The sequence below is a fragment of the Pseudomonas sp. AC229 genome (assembly GCF_979254655.1).
Genome location: NZ_CEEDHK010000005.1, coordinates 29,182 through 40,397 on the forward strand (window position 1 = coordinate 29,182; position 11,216 = coordinate 40,397).

The 11,216-nt window shown below is 61.0% G+C and carries 7 protein-coding genes and 1 pseudogene; 3 read left to right on the plus strand and 5 right to left on the minus strand.

The annotated features are described in order from the left end of the window. Positions 1–88: 88 nt before the first annotated feature. Together AC0IW7_RS08340 and AC0IW7_RS08345 are read left to right on the plus strand one after the other, a co-directional pair. Positions 89–895: pseudogene (locus tag AC0IW7_RS08340) on the plus strand (UDP-2,3-diacylglucosamine diphosphatase); the annotation flags it as partial. 89 nt (positions 896–984) lie between these two features. Beyond that, a complete protein-coding gene (locus tag AC0IW7_RS08345) occupies positions 985–2,010 on the plus strand; it encodes a glycosyltransferase family 4 protein (protein WP_471817064.1) in 1,026 nt (341 codons plus the stop codon). Between the two features lie 126 nt (positions 2,011–2,136). Here the strand turns inward: AC0IW7_RS08345 and AC0IW7_RS08350 are convergent, their stop codons facing one another. The 3 genes from AC0IW7_RS08350 to AC0IW7_RS08360 form a co-directional block, all read right to left on the minus strand. Beyond that, positions 2,137–3,525 (minus strand): adenylate/guanylate cyclase domain-containing protein, encoded by a 1,389-nt coding sequence (locus tag AC0IW7_RS08350; RefSeq protein WP_471817066.1) that lies wholly within the window; start codon positions 3,523–3,525, stop codon positions 2,137–2,139. A 180-nt stretch (positions 3,526–3,705) separates the two neighbouring features. Then, a complete protein-coding gene (locus AC0IW7_RS08355) occupies positions 3,706–4,290 on the minus strand; it encodes an HD domain-containing protein (protein ID WP_463549837.1) in 585 nt (194 codons plus the stop codon). 289 nt (positions 4,291–4,579) lie between these two features. After that, positions 4,580–4,897, minus strand: a complete 318-nt coding sequence (locus AC0IW7_RS08360) for an Mpo1-like protein (protein WP_122498359.1) — start codon at positions 4,895–4,897, stop codon at positions 4,580–4,582. 164 nt (positions 4,898–5,061) lie between these two features. Between AC0IW7_RS08360 and AC0IW7_RS08365 the strand changes: the two genes are divergently transcribed. Then, the gene (locus AC0IW7_RS08365) at positions 5,062–6,063 is read left to right on the plus strand and encodes an AraC family transcriptional regulator (RefSeq protein WP_463382558.1); all 1,002 of its coding nucleotides are present in this window, start codon (positions 5,062–5,064) and stop codon (positions 6,061–6,063) included. A gap of 23 nt (positions 6,064–6,086) precedes the next feature. Here AC0IW7_RS08365 and AC0IW7_RS08370 read toward each other — a convergent pair whose 3' ends face one another. After that, a complete protein-coding gene (locus AC0IW7_RS08370; RefSeq protein WP_471817069.1) occupies positions 6,087–7,379 on the minus strand; it encodes a leucine-rich repeat-containing protein kinase family protein in 1,293 nt (430 codons plus the stop codon). 87 nt (positions 7,380–7,466) lie between these two features. Next, positions 7,467–11,177: a methionine synthase gene (gene metH, locus AC0IW7_RS08375; RefSeq protein ID WP_471817071.1), complete on the minus strand. Its 3,711-nt coding sequence runs from the start codon at positions 11,175–11,177 to the stop codon at positions 7,467–7,469. Between the last annotated feature and the right edge of the window lie 39 nt (positions 11,178–11,216).

An 11,216-nucleotide genomic window follows, 5' to 3' on the forward strand; every position in this document is an offset into this window, starting at 1 on the left:
AGCGTTGTCATCAGTTTGTCTTGGGCATGTCACACGCAGGTCACCCGCAGCCTTCACCCTCCATTAAACCCTGCCGGAGGCCGCGCCCATGAGCAGCGCTCAGCTCGTAAAACCCAGCCGTAAGCAACGTGTACGTACCCTGTGGATTTCCGACGTGCACTTGGGCACGCGCGATTGCCAGGCCGAACACCTGTCGCAGTTTCTCAAACGCTATCAGGCCGACAAGGTTTACCTGGTAGGCGACATCATCGACGGCTGGCGCCTGCGCAGCGGCATCTTCTGGCCCCAGGCCCACACCAACGTGATTCGCCGGCTGCTAACCATGAGCAAGCGCGGCACCGAAGTGGTGTACGTCACCGGCAACCACGACGAATTCCTGCGCCGTTATTCCAAGCTGATTCTGGGCAACATCCAGTTGGTCGACGAAGCCGAGCACATCACCGCCGATGGCCGTCGACTGCTGGTGATTCACGGCGACCAGTTCGACGTGATTACCCGCTACCACCGCTGGCTGGCCTTTCTCGGCGACTCGGCCTACGAATTCACCCTCACCCTGAACCGCTGGCTGAACCACTGGCGGCGCAAGTACGGCTACGGCTATTGGTCGCTGTCGGCGTACCTGAAGCACAAGGTGAAAAGCGCGGTGAACTTCATCAGTGACTTCGAAGAAGCCATCGCCCACGAATGCAACAAGCGCGGCTTCAACGGTGTGGTGTGCGGCCATATTCACCATGCCGAAATTCGCCAGATGGGCGACGTGGAATACATGAACTGCGGCGACTGGGTGGAAAGCTGCACCGCGCTGATCGAACACCTGGACGGCAGCATCGAGCTCTATCGTCTGGCCGACGAGCACGCCCGTCAGGCGCCGCAGGCTGCTGAGGAGCAAGCCGCCGGCGCTGTTGTGGCAGCCGTTGTGGGCGCCGCGTTGGCGAATCCGCCCGCAGCCGTGGTGGCCGAAGCGGCGCCGCGCGAAACCACTGCATGAGGATTCTGATCGTCACCGACGCCTGGACGCCGCAGGTAAACGGCGTAGTCACCAGCCTGCAAGCGCTCATCGCTGAGCTGCGTGGGCTGGGCCATCTGGTCAAGCTGCTGTCGCCGACAGATTTTCGCCACGTGCCGTGCCCCACTTACCCAGAGATTCCGCTGGTGTGGGACCTATGGCGGGTCGGCCCGGCGATTCGCGATTTTCGCCCCGACTGCGTTCACCTCGCCACCGAAGGCCCGCTGGGCTGGACCGCGCGGCGCTGGTTAAGCAAACGCGGGCTGGCGTTCTCCAGCGCCATTCATACGCGCTTTCCCGAATACGTCCACACCCGCTGGCCGCGCATTCCCTTGGCCTGGGGCTACGCCTACCTGCGCCGGTTTCATCAACCGAGTCAGGCGGTGCTGGTGACCACCGAGCGGCTGCGCAGCGAGTTCGCCAGCTGGGGCCTGCAACGCCTTGGACTGTGGCGCAAAGGCGTGGACCTGACGCGCTTCACGCCAACGCTGCAGACGCCCGGCAAGCTGGCGTTTCTCTATGTGGGGCGGGTGGCGCCGGAGAAAAATCTGGACGCGTTTTTGCGCCTGGACCTTCCCGGCGAGAAACACGTGATCGGCGACGGCCCGCAGCGTGCCGAGCTGCAAAGCCGCTACCCGCAGGTGCGTTTTCACGGTTATCAGCACGGCGCTACGTTGGCCCGGGCGTATGCCGAAGCCAGCGTGCTGGTGTTTCCCTCGCGCACCGATACCTACGGGCTGGTGATGCTTGAAGCGCTGGCCTGCGGCACGCCGGTGGCGGCGTTTCCGGTGCCAGGTCCGTTGGATGTGCTGGAAGAGGGCATTAGCGGCGTGATGGACGAGGATTTGCGGCGCGCGTGCCTGGCGGCGCTGAGTCTGGATCGGCAGCGCTGCGCGCAGGCGGCGCAGAAACAATCGTGGCGGGCATCGGCGTTGGAATTTCTGGCGCAGCAGCCGTTGCTGGATGGGGAAGTGGTCGACCTTGGGATTAAGGTCGTCGCGTAAATTTCCCTCTCCCCAACCCTCTCCCGCAAGCGGGAGAGGGGGCTGATCGCCGTTTGGATTGTCTCCCCTCGCCCGCTTGCGGGAGAGGGGCCGGGGGAGAGGGCGGCGGTAAACGCCGATTACTATTTAGACGATCACCTTATCGCGCAACTTCTCCGCCGCCAGGTTCAGCGCCTGAATCACGCGCTCTTTGTCGTAGTTCTGAATGCCGTTGGTATCCAGGTACATAGAGAAGCCTGGCAATTCATGCTCCACATAGCTCGACGCAGCGCCCAGGTCGCGACGGAAGTCGACCACTTGGTAAATCTGCACCGGACGGGTGAAGCCTTTGACGGTGATCTGGCCTTTGTCGCGGCACATGATCACGTCTTTGATCAGCGAGTAGGTCTCGTGGGAAATCAGAATTTCCCCGGACTCGGCGGCGCTTTCCAGGCGGCTGGCCAGGTTCACGTCGCGGCCGATGATGGTGTAGTCCATGCGCGTGTCGGCGCCGAAGTTGCCTACCGTGCAATAACCGGTGTTCAACCCCATGCGAATTTCCAGCGGTTTGGTGATGCCTTGCGCTCGCCATTGTTGGCGCAACACTTTCATGTGCTTGCGCATGGCGATGGCCATGGACACGGCGTTCACCGCATCTTTCTTGGCGCCCTGGCTGGACGGATCGCCGAAAAACACCATCACGCAGTCACCAATGAACTTGTCGATGGTGCCGCCGTATTTCAGGGTGATCTTCGACATTTCATTGAGGTAGGTGTTGAGCAGATCGGTCAGCGCTTCGGCTTCCAACTCTTCAGACAGCTCGGTAAAGCCCTTGATGTCAGAGAAAAACACCGTGAGCTTTTTGCGCTGGGTTTCCAGGCGCACGCTTTTCTTGCCGCTGAAAATCGATTCCCACACCTGCGGAGACAAGTACTTGGCGAGGTTTCGCGCCAGGCGTGCGGCTTTTTCCTGCTCGCGCTTGATTTCGCTGCGCGCTACGTCCAGACGCAGCCCTTGTTGGTGCACGAAATAGGCGGTGATGCAGATGTACAACGTGCTGAACACCACGCTGATCAGCGACACCAAGGTGGGCGTGGTGGCTTTGACTTCCGGCTGCACGATGACGCTGGTGAGCACCACGCCGCTAACGGTAATCAGCAGGGCCAGGCCCAGGTAACGCAGGCCGCCAATGATCAGCGCGCTAAACACCAGCGTCAGCACGATCATCAAACTCGGCACCACCGAAAAACCCAGCAGGGCAATGGCGGCGCCGCAGTGCAGCGAGTCGATAAACAGCAACACCAGATCGGTTTCACGCGCGTGCTCGCGCTTGAAACGCTGACTCAGGTGGTGGGCAAGATGGGGATAAAGCAGGGCGTAAGGCACCATCCAGAGGATGTTGTAGCCGAAATACTGCACAAAGGTGCCAGCCGCGATGCTGGCCGCCATGGCGATGTAAGCCAGCACTCGCGAGTAATACTCGCGCAGAGGTAAAGAAGGTAAGTCAATCGGACGATCGATACTGGCTGACTTCATAGCGTTGACACGATCCCTGCTGGTTTTCTGACGTCTCTGTAGGACGTCTTCGCTCTCTGCAAAACAGAGGCCATGCTTTTGGTTGGTGCGGGATCATAACCAGCAAAAGATGGACCGCCAATACCGCCCGCCGAAAGGCTGGAGACAAGGGCTCCAGCGGTCGGTGATAGCACTATGGTTTCAGATTGATGGCTCGGTTACAGCCTTATAAACCGAGTTTTTAGGCTGGGCAAACAGGCGCCGCAGCATCGGTTCGAAGAACTCCAGCGGCAGGTGCTCATAGGCCGGGTCGAAAGCGGCGGCATCGTACTTGGCGCAGAACTCAATAGTGCGCAGGTACTGCGGGTGGTCCTTAAATTGCTCACGCAGCAGCCGGTCCATGCCCAGGTGATGAAAGAAGTAATAACCCTGGAAAATGCCGTGTTTCTCGACCATCCACAGGTTTTCCTCACTCACAAACGGCTTGAGCATGGCCGCTGCGATATCCGGATGGTTAAAGGTGCCGAGGGTGTCGCCAATGTCATGCAACAGCGCGCACACCACGTATTCCTCATCGCGCCCATCACGGTGGGCGCGGGTGGCGGTTTGCAGCGAATGGGTCAGACGGTCCACGGGAAAGCCCCCGAAGTCGCCATCCAGCAGCTTGAGGTGCGTCATCACCCGGTCGGGCAACAGCTTGGCAAACGCCATGAAATCTTGAGCGATGATCGCCCAGTCCTCGGCGGTTCCGTCTTGCATATGGGTGAAGCGGGCGTGAGCGTTCATCAGGTTCTCCGCGATTGTTTTTGTTTTTTTAGATGAAAGTTGCGTTCTTAACGGGTCTGAGCAAAGGCCAGGCAAGGCGAAAGTGGGCGAGAAAAGCGGAGCTGGCTGTAGCCAATGAGCTTTTTCAAATCCCGCTTTCAACGCCGCCTGGTCGAAGAGATGCCATGTCTTAACGGGTCTGAGCGAAGGCCAGGCAAGGCGAAAGTGGGTGAGAAAAGCGGAGTTGGCTGTAGCCAATGAGCATTTTCGAATCCCGCTTTCAACGCCGCATGGTCGAAGATCAGGCCCGTTAAAAGGGAATTCGGCCGGTGAAGGCATCTTTGAGCATCACCCAATCTCCGGCGAGACTCCACAGCGGATAGTCAAAAGTAGCGGGCCGATTCTTCTCAAAAATAAAATGCCCCACCCACGCAAACCCATAACCGGCGAGCGGCATGGCCAGCAGCCACAACCACTGCTGCGTAAAAAGTGCATAGCCAAGAATGCTCAGCACCAACAGGCTGCCAACGTAGTGCAGACGGCGGCATACCGGGTTGCTGTGCTCTTGCAGGTAGTAGGGATAGAACTGCGCAAAACTGGTGAAACGTTCGGCGGTTTGCGTGCTCATGGCACACCTCCTGTTGTTTTCCTAGGTATGGCTGTCTGTAGGACACGGTGCACTGAAGTGTAGGTCGAGTGTCTTCGTGGGCCAGTGACAATCAGCGCCACTTTAGTATCCTTGCGCTCGTTCCGCCTTCGCGCGGCTCCCGTGACTAGAACAAGAACTCTTGCATGAGCGAACGTACGACTTCTTCGAGTTGGGTACTGGCCATCGTCAATGGGCTGGAAATGGGTGGCGTCGATTGCCGTCAGCTGTTTGCCGAGTTGGGGCTGGATTACCAAGCCTTGAATGACCCCGATGCGCGTTTTTCCCAGGACGGCATGACCCGCGTTTGGGGCCGCGCGGTGCAGCTCTCTGGCAACCCGGCGATTGGCCTGAACCTGGCCAAGGTCGTACGCCCGGCGTCCTTTCATGTAGTGGGCTACGCGTGCATGTCCAGTCGCACGCTGAAAGAAGCCTTCACGCGCCTGGTGCGTTTCCAGCGAATTATCGCTGAAGGCGCCGACCTCAACTTCCGCCCGCTGCCCGAGGGCTACGCCCTGACCCTGGCGATTCACGGTGATCGCCTGATTCCTGCGCGGCAGAGTGCCGAGGCCTCGTTGGCTTACACGCTGTCGTTTTGCCGTTGGATCACTGGTAAGGAATTGCGCCCGCTGAAAGCCTGCTTCCAGGGCGAACCGCCGGCCGATCTGGCGCCGTATCAGCAAGTGTTCCAGGCACCGCTGCAGTTCAACGCCGAGCATTACGCCCTGGTGTTCGAACGCGCCGACCTCGACGCGCCGATTCCCAGCGCCAACCCGGCGCTGGCGCAATTGCACGACCGTTTTGCCGGCGAATACCTGGCGCGTTTTTCCGAAAGCCGCATGACCCACCAGGCGCGCCAATTGCTCTGCCGGTTGTTGCCGCAGGGCGAGCCCAAGCGCGACACCGTGGCGCAGGCGTTGCACCTGTCGCAACGGACCTTGCAGCGCCGGTTGCAAGAGGAGGGCACCAGTTTTCAACAGTTGCTCGACGACACCCGCCGCGAGCTGGCGGTGCAGTATCTGGCGCAGCCGGAGCTGACGTTGCTGGAGATTGCGTACCTGCTGGGGTTTGCCGATCCGAGTAATTTTTTCCGGGCGTTCAGGCGCTGGTTCGACAGCACGCCAGGGGAATACCGGGCGCAGATGTAGCGGTTAGCCCGGCGCTCAAGCTGTCAAAGCGTCTGAAGGATGGCCGGGAAATCTGGCCGCTCTGCCACGTTCGGCGCCACACAGGCGCGCTGCAACTGCCACAACCGCTCCGGCGCCTCGTCGCAGCGTTCGAGCAATTCTTCCAGCACACAACCAAACGCTCGCGCTTCGATGCGTTGCAGTGCCTGGCCCTGTGCGCTTCTCGGGTCGAAGAACGAGGCGGCGCCAAAATCGCCGAGCAGGCAGTGGCCGGCGTCGTTCACCAGCAGGTTATGGGCGTATAGATCGCCATGGAGAATGCCGTTGCCATGCAGATGGGCGCCGGCGGAGGCGACGGCACGGGCGATGGACAACGCTTGCGCCAGCGAGAAGCGGCGTTCTTCGGCATAGCAGTCGCGGGTGCAACTGGCTAACGACGGCGGCCCGGCCAACACGCGGTAGTCGGCATTGATGCGCTCCAGCAACAGGCCAGGCGGCGCGCCGGCTTCGGCTTGAAGGGGGCCGGCGACGCCGATCAGATTCGGGTGATTACCCGCCGCCAGGCACGCGGCCATTTCACTGTGGGGCAGGCCGTCGCTGGTGACCTCTCCGCGAAACAGCTTGGCGGCCATGGCACGCGGCGCCTGGTCCGGCGCTTGCCACTGCGCCGCGTGAATCACCCCCGAGGCGCCTTCGCCCAACACGTCACCCAGCTGCAACTGCGCCCGGGCAATGGCCGCCACCGGGTGAGCGGCCAACACCGCGCGCTCTGCCACATCACTGACCGGATTGCCGGCATACGCCAGCCACGCCAGTTGCGGCAATTCCAGCAACCACGCCGGCAACCGCTCGAAGCGGTTGGCGGCGATGCGCAGCAGTTGCAGGTTAGAAAGGGCGCTCAGGCTGTCGGGCAGGGCGCTAAGGCGATTGCCGGCGAGCATCAGCTTTTGCAAACGCGGCCGCTCGCCGAGTTCACGTGGCAATTCGGCGACCTGGTTGTCGCTCAGAATCAGCCAGCGCAACTGCGCTGGCAGCGCGGCCGCCGGCACATGGGCAATGCGGTTGGCCTTGAAGCCGACCATTTCCAACTGCGCGCAATCACCGAGCACTTCGGGCACGTGGGTGAACGGGTTGTCGGAACAGAACAGCACCTTGAGCTTAGGCAGTCGCGGCAAATCCGAGGGCAGGGCGGTGAGCTGGTTGCCGGATAAGTTGAGCACTTCCAGGCTGTCGGCCAGCGCGAAGATCTCGTCGGGAAACTCAGTCAGCCCGCAGGACAAATCCAGCCGCTTGATGCCAGCCAGCTCGCCACTGCGCAGTTGTTCAAGCGTATGCATAGAGGAAATTACACGCGGATAGAATTCCCCTCTCCCGTTTCGGGAGAGGGGCTAGGGGAGAGGGTAAAAACAGCGCAGAGGCCGAACTTAGTTGTCATACCCCAAATTCGGCGCCAACCAACGCTCGGTCACAGCCAGATCCTGGCCCTTGCGCGCCGTGTAGCTCTCGACCTGATCCTTATCCACCTTACCCACCGCAAAGTACTGCGCCTGTGGATGGGCGAAGTACCAGCCGCTGACCGCTGCCGCCGGGAACATGGCGTAGTGCTCGGTCAGGAACACACCGCTCACGCCCGCTTTGTTTTCCTCGGCGGCCGGGTCGAGCAGGGTGAACAGCGTGCCTTTCTCGGTGTGGTCCGGGCAGGCCGGGTAACCGGGGGCAGGGCGGATGCCTTTGTAGGCTTCCTTGATCAGCTCGTCGTTACTTAGCGTTTCTTCCGGGTCGTAGCCCCAGTGGGTTTTGCGCACCTGTTGGTGCAGCCACTCGGCGCAGGCTTCGGCCAGGCGGTCGGCCAGGGCTTTGACCATGATCGAGTTATAGTCGTCGCCGGCGTCTTGATAAGCCTTGGCCACTTCTTCGGCGCCGATGCCGGCCGTGGTGATAAAGCCGCCCACGTAGTCGGTGATGCCGCTGCTTTTCGGCGCGACGAAATCGGCCAGTGAGAAGTTCGGCTTGCCGTCGGTTTTGATGATTTGCTGGCGCAGGTGATGCAGCTTGGCCAACGGCTTGCCATCGTCGCCGTACAGCTCGATGTCGTCGTCCTGCACCTGATTGGCCGGCCAGAAGCCGAACACGGCGCGGGCTTTGATCAGCTTGCCGTCAATCAGTTTGGTGAGCATTTCGCGGGCGTCTTTGTACAGCGCCGTGGCCGCTTCGCCGACCACTTCGTCGGTGAGAATGCGCGGGAATTTGCCGGCCAGGTCCCACGAGATAAAAAACGGCGTCCAGTCGATGTACTCGGCCAGCACGTTGAGGTCGATGTCTTCCAGCACCTTCACGCCGGTAAATGTCGGCACGCTGGGCTGGTAGCTGGCCCAATCGAATTGCGGTTTCTTCGCCACCGCGGCGGGGTAGCTCAGGCGCTCGGTGCGGGCGCTGCGGTTGGCGGTACGCTCGCGCACTTCCACATAGTCTTTGCGGGTGCTTTCGACGAAGCCGGCTTTCAGTTCCTTGGACAGCAACTGCGTGGCCACGCCCACGGCGCGCGAGGCGTCGGTCACGTACACCACGGCATCGTTCTGGTACTTGGGCTCGATTTTTACCGCCGTGTGCGCTTTCGAGGTGGTGGCGCCGCCGATCATCAGCGGCAGGGTGAAGCCCTGGCGCTGCATTTCGCGGGCAACGTGCACCATTTCGTCCAGCGACGGCGTGATCAGGCCCGACAGGCCGATGATGTCGCACTTCTCGGCAATCGCCGTTTGCAGAATCTTCTCCGCCGGCACCATCACGCCCAGGTCGACGATGTCGTAGCCGTTACAGCCGAGCACCACGCCGACAATGTTCTTGCCGATGTCGTGCACGTCGCCTTTCACCGTCGCCATCAGAATCTTGCCCTTGGCTTCAGGCTTGTCGCCTTTTTCCAGCTCGATAAAGGGAATCAGGTGCGCCACGGCCTGCTTCATCACGCGGGCGGATTTCACCACCTGCGGCAGGAACATTTTGCCAGCGCCGAACAGGTCGCCGACCACGTTCATGCCGGCCATCAGCGGGCCTTCGATCACCTCGATCGGGCGCTTGCATTGCTGCCGCGCTTCTTCGGTGTCTTCGACGATGTGCGTGGTAATGCCCTTGACCAGGGCGTGTTCCAGGCGCTTGCCGACGGTCCAGGAACGCCACTCTTCGGTTTCCGCTTCTTTAACGCTGCCGTCGCCTTTGTAGTTGTCGGCGATGGCCAGCAGGGCGTCGGTGCCGTTCGGCGTGCGGTTGAGCACCACGTCTTCCACGCGGTCGCGCAGCTCGGCGGGAATCTGGTCGTAAATCTCCAGCTGACCGGCATTGACGATGCCCATGGTCAGGCCGTTTTTGATCGCGTAATACAAGAACACCGAGTGAATGGCCTCGCGCACCGGGTTGTTGCCCCGGAACGAGAACGACACGTTGGACACACCGCCCGAACTCAAGGCGTAGGGCAGGTGGTCGCGGATGTAGGCGCAGGCGTTGATGAAGTCGACGGCGTAGTTGTTGTGTTCCTCGATGCCGGTGGCCACGGCAAAAATGTTCGGGTCGAAGATGATGTCTTGCGGCGGGAAGCCGACTTCGTCCACGAGAATGTCGTAGGAGCGCTTGCAGATTTCGATCTTGCGCTGTTCGGTGTCGGCCTGGCCGAGTTCGTCGAACGCCATCACCACCACGGCGGCGCCGTAGCGCTTGCACAGTTTGGCGTGGTGAATGAACTGCTCGACGCCTTCTTTCATGGAAATCGAGTTGACGATGCCCTTGCCCTGAATGCACTTGAGGCCCGCTTCGATCACTTCCCACTTGGAGGAGTCGATCATGATCGGCACGCGGGAAATGTCCGGCTCGGAGGCGATCAGATTGAGGAAGGTGACCATCGCCTTCTTCGAATCGAGCATGCCCTCGTCCATGTTGATGTCGATCACCTGGGCGCCGGCTTCCACCTGTTGCAGCGCCACTTCCAGGGCTTCGGTGTAGTTGTCTTCACGAATCAGGCGGGCGAACTTGGCGCTGCCGGTGATGTTGGTGCGCTCGCCGACGTTCACAAACAACGACTGACGGTCGATGGTGAACGGCTCCAGCCCGGAAAGGCGGCAGGCTTTGGGAATGTCAGGGATCGCGCGCGGCTTGTACTTGCTTACGGCCTCGGCGATGGCCTTGATGTGCGCGGGCGTGGTGCCGCAGCAGCCGCCGACGATGTTGAGAAAACCCGAGGCGGCAAATTCTTCAACCACCACGGCCATTTCCGCCGGGCTTTCGTCGTATTCACCAAAGGCGTTCGGCAAGCCGGCGTTGGGGTGGGCGGACACATGGGTGTCGGCCTTGCCCGAAAGCTCTTCCAGGTACGGACGCAGTTCCTTGGCGCCGAGCGCGCAGTTCAAACCAACGGAAATCGGCTTGGCGTGGCTGACCGAGTTCCAGAACGCTTCGGTGGTCTGGCCGGAAAGGGTGCGGCCGGAGGCGTCGGTGATGGTGCCGGAAATCATGATTGGCAGCTCGAACCCCACTTCTTCATAAACGCCTTGCACCGCGAAAATTGCCGCCTTGGCGTTGAGGGTGTCGAAAATGGTTTCGATCAGAATCATGTCCGCGCCGCCTTCGATCAGGCCGCGGGTGGCTTCGGAATAGTTCTCCACCAGCTCGTCAAAGGTGACGTTGCGGTAGCCGGGGTTGTTAACGTCGGGCGACAGCGAACAGGTGCGTGAGGTCGGGCCAAGCACCCCGGCAACGAAGCGCGGACGGTCCGGGGTTTCCAGGGTTTTCGCATCCGCCACCTGGCGCGCCAGGCGGGCGCCTTCCACGTTCAGCTCATACACCAGCGCTTCCATGCCGTAATCGGCTTGCGACACTTGCGTGGCGTTGAAGGTGTTGGTTTCCAGAATGTCGGCGCCGGCATCGAGATAAGCCTTCTCGATAGCCTGAATCACATCGGGACGGCTAAGCAGCAGCAGGTCGTTGTTGCCCTTCACATCGCTCGGCCAGTCGGCGAAGCGCTTGCCCCGGTAATCCTCCTCCTCCAGGCGATAGCTCTGAATCATCGTGCCCATGCCGCCGTCGAGAATCAGAATGCGCTCACTCAGGGCGTGCTGAAGAGACTGGAGTCGGGCTTGGCGATCGGACATGTAGGCATTACCTGAAAAGCGCGGAATTAAGTGGGCGCG

Excerpts from the sequence above, each read along its gene's own strand:
- AC0IW7_RS08345 (WP_471817064.1), top strand. The coding sequence starts at position 985 with ATGAGGATTCTGATCGTCACCGACGCCTGGACGCCGCAGGTAAACGGC.
- AC0IW7_RS08350 (WP_471817066.1), bottom strand. The coding sequence starts at position 3,525 with ATGAAGTCAGCCAGTATCGATCGTCCGATTGACTTACCTTCTTTACCT.
- AC0IW7_RS08355 (WP_463549837.1), bottom strand. The coding sequence starts at position 4,290 with ATGAACGCTCACGCCCGCTTCACCCATATGCAAGACGGAACCGCCGAG.
- AC0IW7_RS08360 (WP_122498359.1), bottom strand. The coding sequence starts at position 4,897 with ATGAGCACGCAAACCGCCGAACGTTTCACCAGTTTTGCGCAGTTCTAT.
- AC0IW7_RS08365 (WP_463382558.1), top strand. The coding sequence starts at position 5,062 with ATGAGCGAACGTACGACTTCTTCGAGTTGGGTACTGGCCATCGTCAAT.
- AC0IW7_RS08370 (WP_471817069.1), bottom strand. The coding sequence starts at position 7,379 with ATGCATACGCTTGAACAACTGCGCAGTGGCGAGCTGGCTGGCATCAAG.
- metH (WP_471817071.1), bottom strand. The coding sequence starts at position 11,177 with ATGTCCGATCGCCAAGCCCGACTCCAGTCTCTTCAGCACGCCCTGAGT.